The 21788-nt window shown below is 41.9% G+C and carries 19 protein-coding genes and 1 pseudogene; 12 read left to right on the top strand and 8 right to left on the bottom strand.

Translation table 11 applies throughout. The features are described 5' to 3' along the window. Positions 1-110: 110 nt before the first annotated feature. On the top strand, positions 111-551 hold the full coding sequence (locus V7K73_RS28930) for a hypothetical protein (RefSeq protein WP_334885403.1): 441 nt from the start codon (positions 111-113) through the stop codon (positions 549-551). Between the two features lie 354 nt (positions 552-905). Here V7K73_RS28930 and V7K73_RS28925 read toward each other — a convergent pair whose 3' ends face one another. Further along, positions 906-1283, bottom strand: a complete 378-nt coding sequence (locus V7K73_RS28925; protein ID WP_334885401.1) for a hypothetical protein — start codon at positions 1281-1283, stop codon at positions 906-908. A 126-nt stretch (positions 1284-1409) separates the two neighbouring features. Between V7K73_RS28925 and V7K73_RS28920 the strand changes: the two genes are divergently transcribed. Then, entirely contained in the window at positions 1410-1592 is a 183-nt protein-coding gene (locus V7K73_RS28920) for a hypothetical protein (RefSeq protein ID WP_334885399.1), read from the top strand. Positions 1593-1725: 133 nt separating this feature from the next. Here the strand turns inward: V7K73_RS28920 and V7K73_RS28915 are convergent, their stop codons facing one another. Further along, complete coding sequence (locus tag V7K73_RS28915; protein ID WP_334885397.1) at positions 1726-2349, bottom strand: Uma2 family endonuclease; 624 nt, start codon at positions 2347-2349, stop codon at positions 1726-1728. A gap of 313 nt (positions 2350-2662) precedes the next feature. Here V7K73_RS28915 and V7K73_RS28910 point away from each other — a divergent pair, with 313 nt between their 5' ends. Continuing rightward, positions 2663-3679, top strand: coding sequence for a potassium channel family protein (locus tag V7K73_RS28910; protein WP_334885395.1), 1017 nt, complete (start codon positions 2663-2665; stop codon positions 3677-3679). A gap of 111 nt (positions 3680-3790) precedes the next feature. Next, positions 3791-5080: a leucine-rich repeat domain-containing protein gene (locus V7K73_RS28905; protein ID WP_334885393.1), complete on the top strand. Its 1290-nt coding sequence runs from the start codon at positions 3791-3793 to the stop codon at positions 5078-5080. 375 nt (positions 5081-5455) lie between these two features. Here the strand turns inward: V7K73_RS28905 and V7K73_RS28900 are convergent, their stop codons facing one another. Beyond that, entirely contained in the window at positions 5456-7798 is a 2343-nt protein-coding gene (locus V7K73_RS28900; RefSeq protein ID WP_334885391.1) for a putative PEP-binding protein, read from the bottom strand. Between the two features lie 813 nt (positions 7799-8611). Here V7K73_RS28900 and V7K73_RS28895 point away from each other — a divergent pair. After that, a complete protein-coding gene (locus tag V7K73_RS28895; RefSeq protein ID WP_334885389.1) occupies positions 8612-9070 on the top strand; it encodes an MgtC/SapB family protein in 459 nt (152 codons plus the stop codon). Between the two features lie 227 nt (positions 9071-9297). Here V7K73_RS28895 and recF read toward each other — a convergent pair whose 3' ends face one another. Then, on the bottom strand, positions 9298-10422 hold the full coding sequence (recF, locus tag V7K73_RS28890) for a DNA replication/repair protein RecF (RefSeq protein ID WP_334885387.1): 1125 nt from the start codon (positions 10420-10422) through the stop codon (positions 9298-9300). Positions 10423-10467: 45 nt separating this feature from the next. Between recF and V7K73_RS28885 the strand changes: the two genes are divergently transcribed. Further along, positions 10468-10815, top strand: coding sequence for a hypothetical protein (locus V7K73_RS28885; protein ID WP_334885385.1), 348 nt, complete (start codon positions 10468-10470; stop codon positions 10813-10815). Between the two features lie 320 nt (positions 10816-11135). Here V7K73_RS28885 and V7K73_RS28880 read toward each other — a convergent pair whose 3' ends face one another. Continuing rightward, positions 11136-13994, bottom strand: a complete 2859-nt coding sequence (locus V7K73_RS28880) for a cation-translocating P-type ATPase (RefSeq protein ID WP_334885607.1) — start codon at positions 13992-13994, stop codon at positions 11136-11138. A 638-nt stretch (positions 13995-14632) separates the two neighbouring features. On the opposite strand from V7K73_RS28880, the gene V7K73_RS28875 reads away from it, so the two are divergent. The 3 genes and pseudogenes from V7K73_RS28875 to V7K73_RS28870 all read left to right on the top strand — a co-directional run bounded on the left by V7K73_RS28875 (position 14633) and on the right by V7K73_RS28870 (position 17733). Continuing rightward, positions 14633-16303 carry a transglutaminase family protein gene (locus tag V7K73_RS28875; RefSeq protein WP_334885383.1) on the top strand — a complete coding sequence of 557 codons (1671 nt, stop codon included), beginning with the start codon at positions 14633-14635 and terminating at the stop codon, positions 16301-16303. 270 nt (positions 16304-16573) lie between these two features. Further along, positions 16574-16702: pseudogene (locus tag V7K73_RS29970) on the top strand (IS982 family transposase); the annotation flags it as partial. A gap of 455 nt (positions 16703-17157) precedes the next feature. Then, complete coding sequence (locus V7K73_RS28870) at positions 17158-17733, top strand: hypothetical protein (RefSeq protein WP_334885381.1); 576 nt, start codon at positions 17158-17160, stop codon at positions 17731-17733. 141 nt (positions 17734-17874) lie between these two features. On the opposite strand, the gene V7K73_RS28865 is transcribed toward V7K73_RS28870, so the two are convergent. After that, entirely contained in the window at positions 17875-18729 is an 855-nt protein-coding gene (locus V7K73_RS28865) for a PD-(D/E)XK nuclease family protein (RefSeq protein WP_334885379.1), read from the bottom strand. A 146-nt stretch (positions 18730-18875) separates the two neighbouring features. Between V7K73_RS28865 and V7K73_RS28860 the strand changes: the two genes are divergently transcribed. From V7K73_RS28860 to V7K73_RS28850, 3 genes are all read left to right on the top strand, one after another. After that, a complete protein-coding gene (locus V7K73_RS28860) occupies positions 18876-20291 on the top strand; it encodes a phosphoglucomutase/phosphomannomutase family protein (protein ID WP_334885377.1) in 1416 nt (471 codons plus the stop codon). A 190-nt stretch (positions 20292-20481) separates the two neighbouring features. Then, complete coding sequence (locus tag V7K73_RS28855; protein WP_334885375.1) at positions 20482-20757, top strand: LapA family protein; 276 nt, start codon at positions 20482-20484, stop codon at positions 20755-20757. A gap of 13 nt (positions 20758-20770) precedes the next feature. Continuing rightward, positions 20771-20968, top strand: a complete 198-nt coding sequence (locus V7K73_RS28850) for a DUF433 domain-containing protein (protein WP_334885373.1) — start codon at positions 20771-20773, stop codon at positions 20966-20968. A 36-nt stretch (positions 20969-21004) separates the two neighbouring features. Here V7K73_RS28850 and V7K73_RS28845 read toward each other — a convergent pair whose 3' ends face one another. Continuing rightward, complete coding sequence (locus tag V7K73_RS28845) at positions 21005-21283, bottom strand: type II toxin-antitoxin system RelE/ParE family toxin (RefSeq protein WP_334885371.1); 279 nt, start codon at positions 21281-21283, stop codon at positions 21005-21007. Then, positions 21273-21515 carry a CopG family ribbon-helix-helix protein gene (locus V7K73_RS28840; protein ID WP_334885369.1) on the bottom strand — a complete coding sequence of 81 codons (243 nt, stop codon included), beginning with the start codon at positions 21513-21515 and terminating at the stop codon, positions 21273-21275. The genes V7K73_RS28845 and V7K73_RS28840 overlap by 11 nt, the downstream gene beginning before the upstream one ends. Positions 21516-21788 lie beyond the last annotated feature (273 nt).

Below are 21788 nucleotides of genomic sequence, written 5' to 3'. Positions count from 1 at the left end.
TCTCAGTACAAAATCCTTTAATTATGTCCAGCGCTTCATGGGATAATTTCAACTGCTAGCACAAGTTATCTAACTTAACTAGGCATTTGTTTTTATAGGACAGACTTCAAATGAAAAAGTTCACATCTTTCGCCACGTTAATGCTTTGTATTTCATCAGCATTTGGCACTTCAGTTATTCTGAATACCCCACAGGCAAGAGCAGAAAAAGTCTGCTCAAATAAAACTTTACAAGGACCATATTCAGTTCAGGGCGGTGGATTTTTGAATAAAACCCAGCCTTATGCATTAAATGCTTTAAATAAGTATGATGGCACGGGAAAGGTAACAGGAAGTGTTGTGGTTAGAAGTATTGCAGGAACCATAACAACCAATATTACCGTCCAAGGTACATACCAAGTGAAAAGTGATTGTACTTTTACAGTAAGCTTCACTAGAGCCGATGGAACGACCGCTAATTATAGCGGTGTTGTCTTCGATGGGGGTAATAAAATAAATTACACTCAAACAGACCCTGATACCATTGTTAACTTAAAAGCTGAAAAAGTTTAGAACGCTAGACTTATAGATGACTAGATGAGGGGAATAAAATCTAGTACAGCTTGGCAAAAGTAAACCACCCATTCCAAATCAATCAAAGGCTTATGCTGTATTGATTTGGAATAGGTTAATTTTGAATTTTGGCTTGGGGTATTACCTTACACACCACTCTCAAAACCATCCCTCAGCCTGTCGGATTCAATTCATGAACTCAAACCCCATAATTCCCTTAGCACCCCGTAGCCTTTGTGATGACGACGGGGTTTTTGCATTGGGGATGGTGAAAAAACTTTGTACTCAACACTTGAAGAATTGAAAGCCACAGATCCCCGATTTCGTAAAAGTTGTTGGGGATCTTGTCGATCGCTATTGACTCAGCAAGCCAACAGTTATCTCAAGGTGCATCTTAGCTTTGTGCAAATTCAGCAAGTTCTCTTGGTCAAAGCGATCGGGGTAAGCCATCCTTCTACCTTCCAAGGTTATTTTTATCAGTGCTGCTTGCTCATCTGTGGGTGAGTTCATTTCATCTATCACCCCTTCCAAAAATTGAATGACACTAAATCCAGGAGATTTTAATCCCCTTCCTTCTCTCACCTGCTGGAGTGCTAGCTGAGGAAATGCCATCAGAGAAGTCATGTAGCTGACTTTGTATGCTGCACTTCCTGTAGGCTTAATACCGTATCGGCGGCATAAGTCGCGTAATTCTGGGATGGTTTTGATTTCTAACTCGGAACGCGTGAACATAAAATAGAATTACCTCTTGGTAAAAGTGGTATCGGTAGGTAACAACTTTTCCAGGGATGATACCTACCGATTTAAACTCTATTTCCTTGTATACATCAAATCAAGCGTTATTTATATATCTCAACAATGCCTAACCCCAAGGGGAACCCTCAAAATTTTGAATCATCTCAACCAAGTAGAGAATTAAGTGATAATCTTAGTTTCCGTGTTACCAAAGAAATGAAGGAAGAGGTGAAAGCAGAAGATGACCCTCCAGAATTCTGTAGACGCGCTATCCAGGAAGCACTAGATAAGAAAAAACGGAAGTAGTCCTGAGTTATTCATGAGTCACGAGGACTCTATCATTCTGTGCAGCGATCGCCCATCTATGTAATGCTGTCGTATCTAATAAATAGCCTCTGAATAAGGATTTCAGGCATTTTGAGCTTTTCCAAAATGCCGTTTAGATATTACCAGCATTAAAAATCTGCTCTGGGGTTAAATTCAATTCTCTTAAAGTGGGTGATTGGATGCGATCGCTTCCACGAAATAGGCAGAGTTGGTATTCGCCCTCAACTAGTGAATAAATCGATATTGTCGGCTGTTTAGGGTTGCCAATAAATCGCCTGCCTCCCAGTGCTGCGTAGTCTACAATCCAATATTCAGGGATGCCGACTTCTTCGTAACGACCCAATTTTGTGAAATAATCATCTCTCCAGTTTGTACTTACTACCTCAACTACCAAAGGGATTGACTCTGCTTGAGTAAGAGTGGATTCTTTTTTCCACAGAGGTTCATTGACTAAATTGGGGCGGTTCAACAACAGCACATCTGGTAAATAAGCGGATTCACTTTCAGATGGTTTTACCAACGCTGTTTTTGGGCAGCCATAAGGTAGTTTGAGCCGGGTATATTCTAAAATAAATCTCTCGATTAAAAATAAAATAATCTCCTCATGGTCGCCTGTAGGTGGTGGCATCTCGATTATTGCTCCATCATGTAATTCATAGCGTTTATTTGAGTTGTTAGGGTATTTAGTGATAAATTCTTCAAACGTAACTAGTTTTCTTTGTAGGGCTTGAGTCATCGGTTAATCCTCAAAGTGAAACTGATATAGGAATTCGATTTGATTCCTAAACTTCATTGTGTAGACAGGGAACAGGGAACAAGCAAGAAGGCAAGAAGGAATATAGATGTGTATTGAGTTTTTTCCAAAATCAAAGTCAATTTAATTAATTTTACATTGCGTAACTTAGTTTGATTTCTTCTTACCCACTTACTGAGTTTAAATATACTAAAAAGGACGAATGCTAAAAAACTAGAAAAATTAGGCTAGAAGTACTATTGTTACCTTATTCTCAACCCTTGAGCAAAAATATCAACGTATCCAAAAGGAGTTAATGGCTGGGGCGATCGCTCTTGGCGGCGTTTTCATCATTGGCACTTTGTGGTACTCGTTAGTAGAGGGCTGGTCATGGGAAGACGCGGCTTACATGACAGTCATCACTTTAGCCACTGTGGGATATGGAGAGACGCATCCACTGGGTAGCCGAGGACGATTGTTTACAATTGCCCTGATTTTGTTGGGTGTAATCAATATCGGTTACATTGTCAACAGATTTACAGAAGCGATTATTCAAGGCTACTTTCAAGAAGGAATTCGGCTACAGCAGCAGAGGCGGTTAATGGAATCCCTAACAGAACACTACATTATTTGTGGATTTAGCCGGACTGGTCGTCAAATTGCCAAGGAATTTCGAGCAGAAGACGTACCTTTTGTGGTAATTGATTCGGAGATCGAATCTATACAAAGGGCGCAAGCTGAAGGTTACACAGCATACCAAGGTGACGCTACCTTAGATGACACACTTCTGAAAGTTGGCGTTGAACGGGCAATATGTCTCGTTGCAGCCCTTCCTTCCGATGCCGAAAATTTATACATTGTTTTATCAGCCAAAACACTGAATGCAGGAATTCGGATAATCGCACGCGCAAGTACAGAAGAAGCTTTGCAGAAGTTACGACGCGGTGGTGCAGATCAAGTGATATCCCCCTATATTACTGGTGGGAAGCGCATGGCTGCTGCGGCTCTCAGACCCCAAGTATTGGACTTTGTAGACGGAATTTTGGCAGGTGCAGACCGTCAGTTGTATATGGAAGAATTTTTACTCGACCCGGCTTTTTGTCCCTTTGTGGGTCAGAGTTTGCAAAAAGCGAGATTGCGATCGCAATCTGGGGCATTAGTTCTGGCAATTCGCCGCGCTGATGGAACTTTAATCGGTGGTCCCACTGGCGATACGGTTTTAATGTCAGGCGATCGCTTAATTGGTATGGGTACAGCAGAGCAATTGCGTAGCCTTAACCAAATTCTCGGCCCAATTGGTTCTCAGAAATTGCGACCACCGAAAAATAGTTAATCTTATTTTTCTTTGATTACTTTTTTATACTAAGGTTAGGTAATTCTTGGATAGTGTAATTGCATAAGCAAAAAGTATAATATTATGCGATAAAAATTATATTATCATGCAATGAAACTTACATTAAGCATCGCCACAATATTTACTTTTACTTTCGGATTTTACAGCACACAAAGTATTGCTGCTCCTCTAGAAAATCCCAAAAGCTTTACAGATTGGTGTCAGCAGAAATCAACTTTACCTCCACAGGCAAAACATACTGTTGAGGTACTGTTAGAAACAGCCCAGACTCAAAATTGCAATGAGGCTAACCAAAAGCTGACTAATTTGACTAAACTCAACCTTGACTCAAATGAAATCAGCGATGTTAAGCCTTTGTCAAATCTGACTAATTTGACTAAACTCTTCCTTAGCTTCAATCAAATCAGCGATATCAAGCCTTTGTCTGCTCTGACTAATTTGACTTCTCTAGACCTCAATACAAATAAAATCAGCGATATCAAGCCTTTGTCTACTCTGAATAATTTGACTTCTCTAGACCTCAGCTTTAACAAAATCAGCGACATCAAGCCTTTATCCACTCTGACTAATTTGACTGAACTCAACCTCAGCTTCAACAAAATCAGCAATATCACACCTTTCTTTGCTCTGACTAATTTGACTTCTCTTTGGCTGCGCTCAAATAAAATCAGCGATGTCAAGCCTTTGTCCACTCTGAAAAATTTGACTTCTCTTTACCTCAGCTTAAATGAAATCAGCGATATCAAGCCTTTGTCCGCTCTGAATAATTTGACTTTACTCGACCTCTGCTCAAATGAAATCAGCGATATCAAGCCTTTACCCGCTCTGACAAAATTGAATAGTCTCTGCCTGGGATCAAATAAAATCAGCGATATTAAGCCTTTGTCTGCTCTAACTAGTTTGACTGGACTTGACCTCGGCTCAAATAAAATCAGCGATATCAAGCCTTTACCCACTCTAAATAATTTGACTATACTCGGCCTCAACTCAAATAAAATCAGCGATATCAAGCCTTTGTCCGCTCTGAATAATTTGATTCTTCTCGATCTAGGCTCAAATGAAATCAGCGACATCAAGCCTTTGTCCACTCTGACAAAATTGAATGCCCTCAAGCTTGAATCAAATAAAATCAGGGATATTAAGCCTTTATCCAGTCTGAAAAATTTGACTTATCTCTATCTCTTTGTAAATGAAATCAGCGATATCAAGCCTTTATCCAGTCTGAAAAACTTGATTTTTCTGGAACTTAAATCAAATCAAATCAGCGACATCAAGCCTTTGTCCACTCTGACTCATTTGATTGTTATTGATATTAAAAATAACCCGATCGCACACAAAATATGTCCTAGAAAACCAGAATATATTTGTAAATTTGATTAGCTTCAGAATTGACAGTGGTCAGATTGACTATGAAAAAATAACCCAAATATAAAGGAGAGCGATCGCAATTAAACCACGTCTATCTTGAAACCTATAGTTCTTCCATGATGAAAAGGATTTGCCCTCATCCCCCAACCTATCCCCCAAATCTGGGAGAAGGGGAGCCAGAATGGGGAGCCAGAATGGGGAGCCAGAATTTCAAACTCCCTCTCCCAAATTTGGGAGAGGGATTTAGGGAGAGGGTGAAAACTCCGGTTCTCAACTTAGATAAGGTTTATTTTACAATCAACCCAACCTACAAATCTCAGGTTAACTTGACACCAATGGCTTTTCAGGCCACTCCACAAGATTGAATCATTTATTTGTTGGAATTACCTAATGGAGTTTTCGTCGTGCTGCTGCTAAAATTAAGCGTTGTTCAGCACGAGCGATCGCCTGATATGTTCGCTCGACTGCTTCCGGTTCCACAGAAATGGAAGTTATGCCCCATTCCACTAACTTATCAATAATTTCTGGATAGAGGGCTGGTGCTTGACCGCAGATTGAACAAGGGATACCGGCACTTTTAGCCATTTCGATCAGTTGAGCGATCGCACTCATAACTGCTGGATGACGTTCATTAAATACTTTTCCTAGCTGTCCTTGCTCTCGATCCACTCCGAGCAATAATTGGGTCAGATCGTTTGTACCAATAGAAATTCCGGCTGCACCTGCCTTAACATATTCTGGCAGTAAAAACAGGACGCTTGGCACTTCTGCCATTATCCACAATTGAAACTGTGACACCTCAGTTAAAAGAGCTTGTTCAACTTTGCGACGGCAAAAGACAAATTCTTCTACAGTCCGCACAAAAGGCAAAAGTAGATTTACATTGCTGTAACCAGCTTGCTGGACACTCGCTAAAGCTTGTAGTTCCAACTCAAAAACTGCGGGATTTCGTAAATAGCTAAAAGTACCACGTTCACCCAACATCGATTGTGTTGAAGATTGTAAATTATCACTCAATGATGGTGAATCCTGCGGCCAATCTAAAGAACGATAAAAAACTGGTCTTGGTGCAAAAGCACGGGCAAATTGGATAATCTGCTCAGACCATAGCTCTAATAATTCTGCTTCCCGCCCGCCTAAAATCCAACTATTAGGATGTTGCCCAGACAATATATTTAGTACCATCAATTCTGAGCGCAACAATCCGACTCCATCCAGGGGGAAGCTTTGCACTTGTTCTATCAAACTAGACTGACTCAAGTTAACCAGTAGTTGGGTAGCAATCATAGGTAGATGAGAAGTAACAGGAGGGGATGGAGAGATCGGAGGATGCAGAGGATTTTCTCCCAGTTTCCTCCTCTCTATCTCTTTTTCTCTCCTACTTTCCCCTTCTGTTTTGATCCGATAAACTTCTCCTCTGTCGCCATCGAGTAGCAGTCGTTCGCCAGTTTGAATTAAGCTTGTCGCAGATGTTGCGTTTACTACTGCGGCGATTCCTAATTCTCTGGCAAGAATTGCAGCGTGGCTGGTTAATCCGCCTTGTTCAGTAATAATACCACCAACTTGATGCAGCAATGGTAACCAATCAGGTGCGATCGCTGTTATTACTAAAATCACTCCCTTGGGTAATTGTTCGGGTTTGTGTTGGGGATTATTAATTACTAAAGCATTGGCCACAACCCGTCCTCCAGCCGCCCCTATTCCCCTAATGAAGTGTCTGTGGTTAATTACAGATTGGGGAGAACTAACTTGTGTTATGTAGAGCTTGCCAGATGTATTTTGCTCGGCGATAGTCCATTTAATGGTAAAGCTTTTACCTAATTCACTCACCAGTTGAGTTCCTAGAGCAATTATTTGTTGGATGTATTCTTCTTGTAAAGCGTACTCTTTTTGTTTGGCTGGCTGAATTAGGTAGGTATTTAGACAAGTGTGATCTGGTGTTAAAGCTGAGTTTGGCACAGGTTGCGAAAAAGCTCCAGGTGGTGCATCATCCACACCATAAGCGAGCATTTTATTGCCCAACTGTTGCTCCACAACTCCGGTTACCTGTTGAATGTAGTAAACATCTGGCTGGACTTCGCCAAGAGCGATCGCAATTCCTAATCCCCAAGTAGCTTCAATTTCCCATCCAGAAGAGTTGGCTTTCAGCAAACCACTAGCGATCGCATTCTCAACAGGTTGAACCAAAACTGCTAAACTGATTTGTTGCAGGTTAATTCCTGCCCGTTGCCAATATAGTAGACTTCTCGCCCGAAATATCTGGCTCCAAGTACGCTTTAAGGCATAAGCGATCGCTTCGGGTTCGCACTGGCAAAACACCGACTCTAGCAAACCAGATATATTCTTCGTCCCTAGAGTAGCATTTGATACTGCCAAGGTAGGCCGAAGAATTAAACAGCTAGTTTGCCATTCTCTAGCTGCTTGGAAAATTGTCCTCACCCAATCCTGTGGTACAGCCGCAGTGAGAATTTCTTGGCGCAAACGACCAGCTACTTGCTGAAGTTGACGCCAATTAGTTACATCTAGGTGTAACGAAGAATGGGGTAAGTCAGCCACTAATGACTCTGAACTATTGAGATTTTCGAGAAATTGCCGCAAAATCTCTGTCGAAACCACAAAACCAGCCACCACCGGATAGCCACGCTGCATCATTCTGCTCAAGTAAAATGCTTTGTCGCCTACTTTGGCGCGGTCTTGTAGTTTAATTTGGTCTAGCCAGTAGATGTCCACTCAATTTGTTAGTTGTCAGTTATTTATTTGTAGCCATAGCCATTTTCTCCTAGTCCGTTATCAGCCGGAAATCCACTGACTCCCTACTAGGAGGAGTTTCCAGCATTTACGTTTAATTTGCCGAGCTTATTGGTTAATTGCCAGTTACACGATGTATTTCTGTAATTCAACTCCTTTGTAAATCAAATATTTTCCTTCATTTAGCCTCTCTTCCCTGAAATTAGGGATTTAGTTGTTTGTGCGAGTTGTAGATGGCGATATTATATTTAATTATTGAGTGTATGGGTTAAATCTAGCAATTTAAGGTAAAATTTTATAGCTCAGTCATTTGAAATAGTTAAAAACCTATTTAATAAACTTAAAATTTATTTCTCACCAAAATAATATCTTATTGCTAAATAATCTTAACAACGTAAGAGATTAAATCGTACCAAAAAAAGTATTCCCGAATTGATAAGTAAGTGTGTCAAATTAAATATAAAACCTCACCCTGCCTCCGGCTTCCCTCTCCTGTCAAATTAAATATAAAACCTCACCCTGCCTCCGGCTTCCCTCTCCTTATTAAGGAGAGGGATTGAGGGTGAGGTTTATTATATGTTTAATTACGTCTACCTACTTAGAATCCCAATATGATAAGTAAGTGGGCGAAAAGAAATCAAAGTAAGTTAAGTAATGTAAAAAATATTGAAATTCTTCAAAACCTACGCAGTATTGCAATATGATTTTGCCGGAAGTCTTGTTAATTTTTATATATAGTACCTATATTTATACCGTGCTGTACTAATATATAAAACTCTCTACCCAGACTAAGCATTGCCAAACAATTACTACCTTGCAACTAATGATTGGTTAAATATCAGCTTCAGGCTCTGCCTTGCATTGCTTATTGGGGCAATTATCGGCTTAGAACGACAAATTAGCCGTAAACCAGCCGGTTTAAGAACTCACATGCTGGTAAGTTTCGGTTCAGCCGTGTTTACTCTCATAATTATGCAAACAGATGGGTCACAGTCCAGTCGTGATGGACTTAGCCGCGTGATTCAGGGGATTGCAGCCGGTGTAGGATTTCTCGGTGCTGGAGAAATTGTGCGCCAATCTTCTCAAGAATCACAGCGACTTGAAATTCACGGACTGACATCAGCAGCAGCTATTTGGGTTTCGGCTGCTTTGGGAATTGCTGCTGGCTGTGGTTTGTGGCAGTTAGCATTAATCGCTGCTTTTCTGACTTTTTTGGTTCTCACCGTTTTTAAAAGGTTAGAAAAACGTAATTAAATAATTCGTAATTCGTAATTCGTAATTCGTAATTCGTAATTCGTAATTCGTAATTCGTAATTCGTAATTCGTAATTCGTAATTCGTAAATTTTGTTTTGTAATGAAGAGTGCTGTTGTGGGGACGGTTTCCGACTCGCATTACAACGTGCGATTTAACCCCAATCGCATTACTTGCTTTTTTATAGAACCGGGGGACTTCAACCCACGGACAGCAGTTAATCACAAATTACTCATTTGGGATTATCTCTCCTGCTTTCACAAAAAGAATTTGCGAGGATTTCAGCCATTGAGAATCAAAAGAACCTAAGTGAGTAGTAGTAATTAGGGTCTGAAAGCGGTCTTGAATGGCATCGAGTAATTGATTTTGGCGGGATAAATCTAATTCAGCAAGAACATCATCAAGCAATAGCAATGGTGGCTCTTTAACAACTTCTTCAATTAATTGTAATTCTGCTAATTTTAAGGCTAGAACCAGCGTTCGTTGTTGACCTTGAGAACCGTATTGACGAGCGGGTGTCTGGTTAATAGTTAATTCTATTTCGTCTCGATGGGGACCGACAAGAGTAGTACCTTGGTGCATTTCGGCGATCGCTCGTTGCTGGATTTTTGCTAAAAAAGCTTGCTGCACTTCTTCTGGATGGTTATCCTCTAAAGGAATATTCGGCAGGTAGTTGATTTGCAAAACTTCTGTACTGCCGCTAATACTGGCGTGCCTTGCCCTAGCAATGGGGGCTAATCTTTGGATAGCGCGATCGCGTCGTCTAATTACCCTGGTTCCTGTAGTGGCTAACTGTGCATCCCACACCGCCAGTTCTGACTGTAGAGATGTTGCATCCAAAGTCTCTATATGGCGTTTTAAAAAGGCATTGCGCTGGCGTAACACATGGTTATACTGCTGCAAAATGTGAGCATAAATTGGTTCGAGTTGAATTAAGAGTGTATCTAACCAGTTGCGGCGACCTTCCGGGCCGCCGCGTACCAGTTCTAAATCTAAACTAGAAAATTGCACTGCATTGAGAACGCCAAGAAAATCCATTTGGCGGCGGATAGATTCACCATTGAGGGCAACGCTACGGCGACCATTGCGGCGCAGCGTTAAAGTCAGGTCACTAACGCCTGTTTGTCGCTCAAGGGTGGCATTAATTTGGGCTATGGCTTCCCCTTCTTGAACCAAATCGCGATCGCGGGTGATTCGGTGCGATCGCAATGTCGCCAGCAACTCCACCGCCTCCAACAAATTTGACTTTCCCTGAGCGTTATTACCTACCAAAATTGTTTTAGCAGCAGCAAACTCAACGTTTTGGTTTTGATAATTACGAAATTGTCGGAGGCTTAGAGTTTTAAGATACATAGGGAACAGGGTTAAGTAAAATTGTAGAAGTTCAACACAAGGAAAATGACTGACACACCTGAATACTTCCCTAACCGAATAGACCGTATTGAACAAATAATCTTGGGGTTGGCACAAAGACAAACTAGTACACAAGAACAATTAGACAATTTAACTCTTAGACAAGCTAATACTCAAGCACAACTGGATGAACTAAGCAAGGATTTGAGAGAGCTTACCAGTAACGTTGACCGTGTTCTGGGTCGTAGTGCGATTCTGGACGATGTGTTACTTGAGTTACGTGATAGCCATGAACAACATCAGCGTAATTTTGAAGAACATCAGCGCACTACAAACGCTGCATTACAAAGTCTTGAGTCTATCTTGTTGCAGTTGATTAGAAATAATTCTTGAAATGCGATCGTTGGAGTTAAACCAATTCGCAATTCGCTTTTTCGCCCATAGAGCCTCCGGCACGCTACGCGGTTTTCATGGCCCTTTGGGCTGTACGCAATTACGTTTGGTGACGGGGATTTAGACCCCGACCCCAAACAGGCTGCTTGATAGAAACAGGGGACTTAAACCCCCAAAAGTCGTTAAACCAATTCTCAATTACGTCCCTAAGCTTTTTATTAGCATTTAGGCAAATATTTAAAGCTTGCGTAGCCGCAAGTATGCTCAGAAGTTCGGCGTTGCTGGGCATTGCAACGCCTCAATCTCTATCATCCCTGCTCTCACACAGCTTTTTTGCCCATAATCCGCAGAAATATCTTCTCCGCTTCAATCCAGACAAACATTAAGGCACTGAAGCCAATACAAACCCCCAATTCTTGCATATTTAGGTAGTGAGTACCAAAGAAATCTCGCAGGGGTGGGACGTAAACTAGCATCAACTGCAAAATTGTAGTGACAACAACAGCCGCTAGTACAAATATATTAGAGAAGGGATTCATCTCGATGGTCAGTCGGTTATTGGAACGAATAGCGATCGCATGACCCATTTGGGCAATACACAAGGTAGTAAATACCATCGTCTTCCAAGCGTCGGGATCGCCCTGATAACCAGGGCCATGGGTATGTTGAAAAGCCCACCACATTAATGTAATGGTGATAATTGCAAATATTATTCCAATGCGAATCATATAAGAACCCAATCCCCTAGCAAAAATACTTTCGCGGGGACTAAAAGGCGGGCGTTGCATGACATCCGGTTCTGGAGGTTCTACAGCTAATGCCAAAGCTGGTAAACCGTCTGTCACTAAGTTCATCCACAAAATTTGTAAGGGGGTAAGGGGGACACCTCCCAAACCAATTAGGGGTGCAGCGGCAATTGTCAGAACTTCACCAATGTTACTGCCCAGAATGTATTTAATAAAGCGGCGGATATTGGTGTAAACAACTCTACCTTCTTTGGTGGCGCTGACAATAGTAGCGAAGTTGTCATCAAGTAATACCATATCGCTGGCTTCTTTACTAACATCAGTACCAGTAATGCCCATTGCAATACCGATGTCAGCTTGTTTGAGGGCTGGGGCATCGTTGACACCATCGCCTGTCATGGCGACAAATCGACCCCGCCGTTGCAGTGCTTGGACTATTCGCAATTTGTGTTCTGGGGAAACCCTGGCGTAGATGCTTACCAAATCAACACTTTGCTCTAATTCCTGGTCAGTCATCCGTTGCAATTCTTGACCTGTGAGGACACGATCGCCTTCTTGGGCAATTCCTAAATCGGTAGCGATCGCTCGTGCTGTTAATTGGTGGTCGCCTGTAATCATCACAGGGCGAATGCCTGCATCTCGACATTCTTGCACAGCTGCCCTCACCTCTGGGCGTGGCGCATCCAGCATTCCCACCAATCCCAACCACACCAAGCCTTGCTCAGATGTTTCGTCTGAACCTTCCGGTGGAATCTGTGCCAGGGGTTTGTAGGCAAAACCTAGCACCCGCAAACCTTTACTCGCCATCAGGTCATTTTCTGCTAAAATGTTCTGGCGTTGTGCTTCAGTTAAGGTGGCTGAGTGATTGCCCAAATGAATCTGAGTTGAACGTGCCAAGATTAACTCTGGAGAACCTTTGGTAAACATTAAGTGAGGTTCAGATTCGATAAAACTAGCGATCGCTGGGTCAATGCCTCTTGAAGATGCGTCACCTGTGGCGACTCCCTCCACCTGAGAAATTACGCTCATCCGCTTCCGTTCTGAGGAGAAAGGAAACTCTGCAACGCGAGGTAATTTACTGTTCCACTGGTCTTTTTCGATTCCAGCTTTTCCCGCCAGTGTTAACAATGCTCCCTCTGTAGGATCTCCCAAAATCGCCCAATCACCTTGTTCTTTTTGCAACACCGAATCATTACAAATAGCACAGGCGACTGATAAAGCTGAGATTTCTGGAAATTCCTCTAGAGAAAGTTTTTGACCATCTAATTGAAAATCCCCTGTGGGAGTGTAACCTTCACCGATGACGCGAAAAGTTTTGTTATTAGTGAAAACCGATTGCACCACCATTTTATTTTGCGTCAGCGTACCGGTTTTATCAGAACAGATGGTAGTTACAGAACCTAATGTTTCCACTGCTGGGAGTTTGCGAATCAAAGCATTTTGGCGCACCATTCGCTGGGTTCCCAGTGCCAAGGTGACGGTAATTACAGCAGGTAAACCTTCTGGCACCACAGCAACCGCCATACTCAAAGAAACTTCCAAGAGTTCTTGGATATTTTTAAAACCTCCATCCCTTAGCACACCGCCGATAACGACGATGGCCACGAGAATCAAGGAACCAGTAACTAAGACATTACCCAGTTGAGTCATCCGTTGCTGTAAAGGCGTCGGTTCAGTTTCCACCGCCTGCAACATGGTGGCAATTTTGCCGAGTTCTGTAGTCATGCCGGTGTTAGTTACCAGAACCTTCGCCCGTCCTTGGACTACTTCGGTTCCTTGAAACACAACATTGAGGCGATCGCCTAATGATGTTTCCTCTGGCAATTTTAATGATGCCTGTTTATTCACCGCTTCGGCTTCACCAGTCAATGCCGATTCACGGACTTGTAAATTAGACTGTTCTATCAAACGTCCATCTGCGGCTATCTGCATCCCAGCTTCCAGCAGCATTACATCCCCTGGAACTAATTCCTTGGCTGCTATCTCCACCAGTCTAGTGTCGCGGATGACGCGCACTAAGGGAGAGGTCATTTTTTTGAGGGCTGCCAAGGCTTTTTCGGCACGGCTTTCTTGGACGTAACCAAGTATGCCATTGAGGATGACAATTGCTAAAATAGCGATCGTATCTTTAAATGGCACTTCACCAGGCTTTAAGCGACCCTCCCGCAAAGCCATCAGGTCTAAAAAGCCAGAAATCAAAGCTACGCCAATCAGCATCAACAACATAATGTTCTTGAACTGATCCAGCAGGATTTCCCAAGTACTACGGCCAGCAGTTTCTTCAAGTTCGTTGGGGCCGTACTTTTGCAATCTCTGTTCAATTTCTTGGGGTGTTAAGCCACTGTCTGCATTACTATCGAGCAGGTCTAGCGCTTTATCAACTTCTAAACTATGCCAAACGGCGGCAGCTTCAGGCAGAGAATTAGCAGACATCGTGTAGGTCACAGGAAATGGTTACAAAATTTGATCATAATTTAGTGATGGCAGGAATTCCATCTTCTAAAGTTACATTAAGGCGATCGCTCAGTTGCACGAGTGGATTTGTAATTCTTAACATTTGTAAATTTATTTTTTTTAAGATAGTGTTATCTCTCACGAAAGAGTTTTTCAGAACACATTCTACCGATAATTGTGAGTAATAGAGCTTTGAAAAAGAGGCAAGGGAGCAGGGAGCAATAAGCAAGGGGGATGGAAAACAATCGGGATTCGATCCCACCACAAAGAGAACCACACCCACTGTTGTGGGGGACTCAGACCCATCTTCCACTCTCCTTTATAGCAGTTCTTGATGGGGTCATTTCCCCCTGGCCCCTACCCCCTGCCTCTTTTTTGAAGCTTAGTTCCAGAGCATCTGCGACAATGAATTTTAGACTGTATTGCTTTAATTTACATTTGGTCAATAGCCAGGATGCTTGCTACAAGTACATTTATTCATTGTTAATTTTGAGAGAAGTTGCCAGTAAGGTTTTCCTACCTAGTAAATTTTTCAAGAATAATTTTGAATTGCTTAAATAATCATGTTTCCTCCCCTACCTAAAGGTGAGGGGTTTTTACACTTCCCACAAGGTTTTATGAGTTTTGCACTCCCCAGTTTGACCGTTAGCCAGATGTTTGGGCAAAAGACGATTCGACCGCTTACTGCTGCAACCCTGTGTGGCATTACTTTCATTAAAGATAGACTGATTGCTATTGACAGTATTAAAGGGCATCTACTAGAAATTGATCCCACCTCTGACAACAGCACAATTCTCAATCCCCATCATGTTAAAGAATTTACTGATGTCACTGGTCTAGCTGCGTGGGAAGATACCCTGTGGGTGAGCCGAGAAAATAGTGTTTACTTGTGCAAGCTCAATGCTTTGGATCTGGAACATTTTGTAACATTACCTTATCCTGCTGACGGCCTTGCTGTTTGGGAAACAACAGTTTATGTCAGCTGCCAAAGGCTAGGCTACATTCTGATTTATGACCGCGAAACGCAAAAAGAGATTACCAGGTTTTATGCCCCAGGCGTTGGGATAGAGAATTTAGCTGTAACTCAGGAAATGCTCTGGATTTGCGATCGCACCGAACAATCAGTTTACGCGATGGATAGAGCCACAGGAGAACTTAAATTCAGCGTCCTGACACCCTTTGAATGTCCCACAGGCATAGCAATTCATAAAAATGGCGAAACAGGCAAAGAAAGTATTTACGTCGCCTACGCCTCAGAGGAGGCTTATATCCGGGATAATCCAAATGCCGATCCTAGTTATGAGCTAACATTCCGCGATCGCACTTTTATTCATCCTCTGTATTATCATTACGATCCAGATAAACGCTACGCCCTCTCTAATGGCTATCTGATTGAAATGTCTTATGCTGAGGAAATTGCCCCCTTAGACGAGGTTTATTTACCTGAGCTAGAATGGCGCATCGCCTTACCATCCGAAACAGAGCGTCAAAAGGTAAAACACGTTGAACCCATTGGTATACCTTTTACCGAAGAAGTGGTAAAGGGGCAACGTGTGGCAGTCTTTAAATTTGATTCTCTTGCCCCAGGTGAACGGCATATCTTTGGCTGGAAAGCACTTTTGGAAGTTCGCGGAATTAAGTATCGCATCACACCCAGAGATGTGGAAGATATACCTAAACTGTCCCCAGAATTAGAAACACGCTACCTAGTGGATGACGACGATTTAGCAATGGATACTACTATTGTTCGCCGTGCCGCCAGAGAAGCGATTGGTTCTGAAACCAATGTGTTGCGGAAAATGCACAGCATCCGCAACTACGTCTATGATCAGTTGTCTTATGGTATTAAACCTTACATTGACACGCCAGATACAGTTTTAGAACGGGGCGTTGGTTCCTGTGGCGAATATGTCGGCGTTTTACTTGCCCTATCCCGTTTAAATGGCATCCCTTGCCGGACTGTCGGTAGGTACAAATGCCCTGCCCATAGTGACTTAATAGGAGTGCCGCTACAACCCGACTTTAATCATGTTTGGTTAGAGTTCTACGTCCCGAATTTTGGCTGGTTGCCAATGGAATCAAATCCTGACGATATAGGTGAAGGTGGCCCTTATCCAACACGCTTTTTTATGGGCTTATGCTGGTATCACATTGAAATTGGTAAAGGTATCACCTTTGAAACCGTGACAAGTCAAGGTGAGCGATTAACCAAAGAAGATATTCCCATTGGCGATTTAGCGATAAATCATATCCGGTTCACAATTCTTAAAGAATTACCGCCTTTTTGAATTAATCTCCACACAGACGCGATAAATCGCGTCTACCCATTTCCCACCTTAGCCCTCAAATCTATATACACAAAGACTTTGACATCGTTAGGCTTAGTTTATTGATATATCTAGGTTTGAGGCATTTTTGAGTATTTGGTGTATTTCCCTTACCCTGTATGGGTTTGAGGCTTGTTTGTCCATCAAAAATGTTTAAGTCCCGCTAATAAATATAAAAAACCGGATCACAGGGGAGGAAGACGTGAAAATGCTGGCAGAAAACCAACACGAATATCAAGTTTAATTGCTTATACATATCAAGATAAAAAACCTTCATTAAATTTAACTACATCAGATTTATATTCACTACAAAAGACACATTTTTTGCATAATGAAACCTTGGTGATCGCTATCATCTAAGCTACACACAGAGTACTCTGTTTCTGTCTGTTTAAGAGACTTTTTCTTACATCGAACTCAAGTCAGGTCAAGAAATATTACGTAAGCATTACGAAACCACAAATCTTGCTTATAAGAAAGAGGTAACGCCGTGAAATAGTTAGCAGCTAATACCAATTCTGGCGTTGCTGAATTCAGGTATGAAAATCATTTTGCCTGATTTCAAAACCTTTGTCTTGACGTTGCAATTGCTAGTCTATACACCAAGATTTATACATCTAATCAGCAACGCCCCAATTCTTTATAAAGACGCATAGAAATAACCCCACCCCCTGCGGCACCTATCCTTGGTAAGGGGAGGTTGCGAGGGGTCAAAATAATGTGCAGCTTTATAGAGAATTGGTATCAACTCCAGTTAAAAGTTTAGAGCGCTTTTTGTTCAAGAAAACTATTCACTAACCTAGTCAACAAATACAATGAAAAAATACTTTTTTGCAACTCTCACTTCTCTGACTTCTTTGTTAACTTTTTCATATTTAGCACCAGCACATGCAGACACCGGTATTTTTTATCCTTCTGGAGATGGATCTACATATAGAATAACAACTGCTGGTGGTCTTGATTCAAACTGGGATATAAATATGGCGGGCAATTCTGCTGCATGGGGAACTCCTGCCATAACTTACTTTACTAGTTCTCCTGGGCAAAATGATAAGTATGGCTTAGTTTGGGATAATACTTATGGAGCATACACCATTCGTCCGCGTGTTGAACCAAACGGTGATGCTTGCCTTACCGAAAACCCTTCTGGGAAGATTGAACTCCGGCCTTGTCTTGGCTATGATTTCAATGATAATCAACACTTTTGGATTCAATGTTCAAATAGTGATAATGCTGAAGGGAAAGGTAAGCTTTCGGGCTGCTATATTAGTAATGCCCTTCATTCTTCTCAAGCAATTGGAACAGATTGGGGTCACCAAAACTATCCAATAGGTGAAACCAACTATAGTCCTTCTTATGGTTTATGGTGGAATTTCATACCTGATAATTAACATTGAACCCCACGCGGTGGAGAAGTTAACCCGGATTTTTCACAAACATGTCATAGAATAGGGATTTCGCAATACTGCGGCAATACTAAAAACCCCAGACAATTAGCTATCTGGAGGTTTTTAGTTTGCCAGATAAACCAACTAGCTATTAACTCTTAAGCTGGGCATTGGATAGGATTTATACTGCTTGAAATCGGCAAAATCACAGATTGAGTTAAATGGACAAAAACGGCAGTGAGAGCCAGGATTGGGAGGAAAAATTTTACTGAAATTACTAGTTTCTTCCTGATATTTTTGCAAATCGTGCTGGTGCTTGTGGGCAATATTAGCTAAGTCTAATTTTAAGTATTCTAATTCACTATTATTAATAGTAATTAATTCCGATTTTTTACATATTTCTAAATTATAAAATGATGCGACAGCTTCCCTTCCTGGGTAAAGATAACGAGCAGCTAGCAAATAAACTAATGCCTGTCGTCGGTCAAAAGCCGATTTACCAGTTTTGAAATCTAAAATATGTATTGTGCGATCGCTCTCAATGAAAACGCAGTCCATAGCCGCATATAAGCGAAAGCAATAATCTTCTTGTTCAACTACTATCGGTTTAGGAAAGCCTTCATCACCCGGAGTTAATTGGATAATATCTTTATCTAAAAGCAACGGCGCATCGTGATATCTTTTCAAAATTTGCAGCACGCGTTGCTGGACTTGAACACTTGAGTTACCTAATTTAAGTAGCTGTGCAACTCTTTCTACACCATCTGATTGCTTCAACAGATGCCTGTGATGATGAAACTCATAAACGCCTTTTTGGGCGAGTATGCCAATCCTCTGGGGCGCGGTGGCTTGCCCTAAAAGCGCTTTGACTTGTGGTTCGTGTTGCCGTGCTTTGATAAACCCCCGTCTCATCTGGCAATGCCAGCGTTCTTGCCCAGTCGCTGGGGCAACTAGAGACCAAAGGTGATAACTGGCAAAAGGTCGATCGGGGGTTGACATTGCTCAGAAACAGTGAGAGAAAATACGGTGGGGAGAAGTTTAAACTAAGGCTTGCTTAGAAAAGAACTTCGGAGGATAGTTGCTGCTACACACGGTTTGCGAGAAGCTTTTATAGTACTGATAATGTACGGGAGCAAGTGGCAAAAATGTCCAGCAAGATAAAATTTGGTACTGATAGATGGCGAGGGATTATTGCCGATGACTTTACTTTCCCCAATGTGCGGAAAGTAACAAGGGCAATTGCCGCTTACTTGGATACAGCCTACACAAAAGATAGACCAGTACTTATTGCCTACGATACTCGCTTTTTAGCTGACCAGTTTGCCCAAACATCAGCCCAAGTTTTGGCAGACTTGGGTTGGACTGTGAAAATTACCGATCGGGATTGTCCCACACCAGTAATTGCCTACAACGCCCGTCATCTAAATTCTGCTGGGGCATTAATGTTTACTGCTAGTCATAATCCAGCACCCTACTGTGGAATTAAATATATACCCGATTATGCTGGGCCTGCCACTCCAGAGATTACTGATACTATTGTGGCAAATATAGAAAGTGCTTCGGATGAGTTGCCTCTTAGTAACCCATCAGGTTCAATTTCAATTTTCGATCCGAAACCTGATTACCTGCAATTTATCTACACCTTACTTGATATAGAAAGGATTAAAAGCGCTAATTTAAAGGTAAAGTACGATGCCCTTTATTCTACCTCTCGCGGCTATTTAGATGAAGTTTTGCTTCATTGTGGCGTTCAATTAGAAAGTTTCCACGATTGGAGAGATGTTTTATTTGGCGGCGGGATGCCAGAACCTAAAAGAGAACAATTAGTTGAGTTAGTAAAAGCAGTAGTTAGCGATCGCGCTGATTTGGGTTTGGCGACTGATGGAGATAGCGATCGCTTTGGTATTGTCGATGAACAAGGAACTGTCCTTACTCCCAATACTGTGCTATTGGTTCTAGCACGTCATTTAATCAAAAATAAAGGGAAAACTGGCGCGATCGTCCGCACTGTGGCGACAACCCACCTACTGGATAATTTCGCTGCCAAAAATGGGTTGCAAATTTATGAAACAGCAGTCGGTTTTAAATACATTGGCGAAAAAATGCGGGAAACTGCTGTGTTAATTGGTGGAGAAGAATCAGGCGGTTTGAGTATTATTGGGCATATTCCCGAAAAAGACGGGATATTAGCCGATATGCTAGTGGCAGAAGCGATCGCTTATGAAGGCAAACCTCTGAGTCAACTTGTCAAAGAAGCGATCGCCGAAGCCGATGGACCACTTTACAACAACCGCCTAGACTTGCACCTGTCAGAGGCGCATAAAACCGCCGTCATCGACTCTTTTACTAAAAATGCACCTTCAGAGGTAGCAGGAATTAAAGTCAAGGAAATAGGGCGTAAAGACGGTATTAAGCTGTATTTAGAAGAAGGTAGCTGGGTTTTACTGCGTCCTTCCGGTACAGAACCACTGGTGCGTGTCTATCTAGAAACCAACACTCCCGAAAAACTCACCCAAATCGCCCAAGAGTTAGAGAGTATCATTGCTAAACTAAAGGCATAAAAGTTAGGAGTTATGAGTTATGAGTTAGGAGTTAGGAGTTAGGAGTTAAGAGTTAAGAGTTGTAAATTAACAATTTTTAACTTATAAATTCTATTAAGAGTTATGAGTTATGAGTTTTAAATTAATAACTCCTAACTTCTCACTTGTAACTCCTAACTCCTAACTTCTAACTCCTAACTTTTATCAAACTATGAAAATCGCTCCTTTTTTGACATCTCTAGTTTTAGCGGTTTGGGTAATAGCGATCGCAATTATTTCAGTCCAAAATGCCACACCTGTATCGTTAAAATTCTTAACATTCCAATCGATTCAGATACCAATGGGTTTAGTGCTGGCTTTTAGTGCCTGTGTAGGGTTAATTGGCATGGCACTGCTGCAACCTCTCTGGGGACTTGCTGGTATTGGGCAGCGTAATTCTCGATTAGAAGACGATGCCGAATTTTTTGTTGACGATGAAGATTTTTGAGGGTTGAATAGCTGTGCAGTATCAAAACATTATTACAATCGAACCAGGAAAACGAGGTGGTAAGCCTTGTATTCGAGGAATGCGAATTACTGTATACGATGTTTTATCATATCTTGCTTCTGGGATGACCTACGAGGAATTGCTTGATGACTTTCCTTATTTGACACAAGAGGATATTTTGGCTTGCTTAAGCTATGCGGCTGATCAATAACGGCAAATGCTGACAATGGTGGCTTGGGTACTGGCGCTAATCTGGATAGCGCTTTGACGTATGTAAAACTCGAATAATTTCTACCGACTCTTCTTTGACTCGGTAAATAACAATGTACGGCGTGCTAGAAATTACTACCTCTCTTGTACCTTCTATGCGTCCAAGTCGCCCCATAAAAGGATAATTTTCAAGTTGACTGGTAACAAGTTGAATCCTCAATATCACTTTCTGCGCTGCTTCTGGATTCTCTTTCAGGATGTAGCTATGGGCTTGTTCCAAATTACGAAGCGCACGACGCACCCACTTAATCTGCATTGGTGAGTCTTGCAAAAGTCGCTTTTACTTCTTCATCACTGGCAAAGTCTCCAGCATCCGCTTCAGCAATCCCCTTTTGAATCTCCTCGATTTGCCACTGATACATCTCTAGATAACTGGCTACCGCCTCATTAAGTACGTAGCTGCGATCGCGATTGATTCCGGCTGCGATCGCATCAAGTGCAGCTTTGTGATCGGTATCTATCCGAAACGTAATATTTTCTTTGCTCATTGTCTTGTAGAAGTTATATTGCAATATATTATATTGCATTGCAAGATAATAGTGGCGATCGCTATTATCTGAGAGCGCTTCCCTTGGAGTAAACGGGAGCCTCAAAGCGTCCTTGCGGGATCAAGATAATGTTAGACAAACACTAGCTAGGAAAAGGAAATATGGCTGCTATAACTATTAATATTACAGAGCAGTCTCTGGAAAAAATTGCAGGAATTAGCGCAAAACTTGGGTATCTCTGTTGTCATGATTAAAGCAATTGGTTGTTTTGCA

Origin of the sequence: Nostoc sp. (genome assembly GCF_036916975.1) — a bacterium.
Taxonomy (GTDB): Bacteria; Cyanobacteriota; Cyanobacteriia; order Cyanobacteriales; family Nostocaceae; genus Nostoc.
The sequence above is the reverse complement of the archived record's forward strand: the minus strand, read 5'-3'. Positions and strand labels throughout refer to the sequence as shown.

Bases quoted from the DNA above. Each gene is read 5' to 3' on its own strand.
- V7K73_RS28930 (WP_334885403.1), top strand. From the start codon at position 111: ATGAAAAAGTTCACATCTTTCGCCACGTTAATGCTTTGTATTTCATCA.
- V7K73_RS28925 (WP_334885401.1), bottom strand. From the start codon at position 1,283: ATGTTCACGCGTTCCGAGTTAGAAATCAAAACCATCCCAGAATTACGC.
- V7K73_RS28920 (WP_334885399.1), top strand. From the start codon at position 1,410: ATGCCTAACCCCAAGGGGAACCCTCAAAATTTTGAATCATCTCAACCA.
- V7K73_RS28915 (WP_334885397.1), bottom strand. From the start codon at position 2,349: ATGACTCAAGCCCTACAAAGAAAACTAGTTACGTTTGAAGAATTTATC.
- V7K73_RS28910 (WP_334885395.1), top strand. From the start codon at position 2,663: ATGGCTGGGGCGATCGCTCTTGGCGGCGTTTTCATCATTGGCACTTTG.
- V7K73_RS28905 (WP_334885393.1), top strand. From the start codon at position 3,791: ATGAAACTTACATTAAGCATCGCCACAATATTTACTTTTACTTTCGGA.
- recF (WP_334885387.1), bottom strand. From the start codon at position 10,422: ATGTATCTTAAAACTCTAAGCCTCCGACAATTTCGTAATTATCAAAAC.
- V7K73_RS28885 (WP_334885385.1), top strand. From the start codon at position 10,468: ATGACTGACACACCTGAATACTTCCCTAACCGAATAGACCGTATTGAA.
- V7K73_RS28880 (WP_334885607.1), bottom strand. From the start codon at position 13,994: ATGTCTGCTAATTCTCTGCCTGAAGCTGCCGCCGTTTGGCATAGTTTA.
- V7K73_RS28875 (WP_334885383.1), top strand. From the start codon at position 14,633: ATGAGTTTTGCACTCCCCAGTTTGACCGTTAGCCAGATGTTTGGGCAA.
- V7K73_RS28870 (WP_334885381.1), top strand. From the start codon at position 17,158: ATGAAAAAATACTTTTTTGCAACTCTCACTTCTCTGACTTCTTTGTTA.
- V7K73_RS28865 (WP_334885379.1), bottom strand. From the start codon at position 18,729: ATGTCAACCCCCGATCGACCTTTTGCCAGTTATCACCTTTGGTCTCTA.
- V7K73_RS28860 (WP_334885377.1), top strand. From the start codon at position 18,876: ATGTCCAGCAAGATAAAATTTGGTACTGATAGATGGCGAGGGATTATT.
- V7K73_RS28855 (WP_334885375.1), top strand. From the start codon at position 20,482: ATGAAAATCGCTCCTTTTTTGACATCTCTAGTTTTAGCGGTTTGGGTA.
- V7K73_RS28845 (WP_334885371.1), bottom strand. From the start codon at position 21,283: ATGCAGATTAAGTGGGTGCGTCGTGCGCTTCGTAATTTGGAACAAGCC.
- V7K73_RS28840 (WP_334885369.1), bottom strand. From the start codon at position 21,515: ATGAGCAAAGAAAATATTACGTTTCGGATAGATACCGATCACAAAGCT.